Source organism: Methylocella tundrae (genome assembly GCF_901905185.1).
In the GTDB taxonomy this organism is placed as follows: Bacteria; Pseudomonadota; Alphaproteobacteria; order Rhizobiales; family Beijerinckiaceae; genus Methylocapsa; species Methylocapsa tundrae.
Window position 1 is genome coordinate 1 of sequence record NZ_CABFMQ020000014.1, and the last position, 435, is coordinate 435.

At 54.7% G+C, this 435-nt stretch carries 1 pseudogene; it reads left to right on the forward strand.

The features are described 5' to 3' along the window. Positions 1–218 precede the first annotated feature (218 nt). Positions 219–435 (forward strand): annotated as a pseudogene (locus MPC4_RS03650) (hypothetical protein); the annotation flags it as partial.

Here is a 435-nt window from a genome sequence, read left to right on the forward strand (position 1 = left end):
GCTCTTAGCCCCGCAGGGCGCACACATCGCGAAGCGATGTATAAGTGCGCTATTGCTGGTGCTTCGCTTCGCTCTGCGCAATAGATTTTGGGCTGCTCGCTTCGCTCGCTTGCGCCCCTCTTTCATTCAAGCAGGCTTTGCGATTTCGTCAATGCAGTCTTGCCAGCGTCGGATTTTTTGTTACTCGTTAGGGAACATCACAACGAGGAAAAAAATCCATGACGACTAAAACACCAAGCCAACGCATTGCCCTGCTCGAAGCGAAGTTAGCGAGAGCCAAGGCCGACGAACGCAAGCAACGAACACGGCGGCTCATCGAAGTGGGCGCAATGCTGGAACCACTCGGCGAACGGGTAGCCGCTCTGACCGCTGAGCAACGGAAATATTTCATCAGTCGAGTGCTGGCCAACTGGGAAGCCTTGATGGGAACCAAGG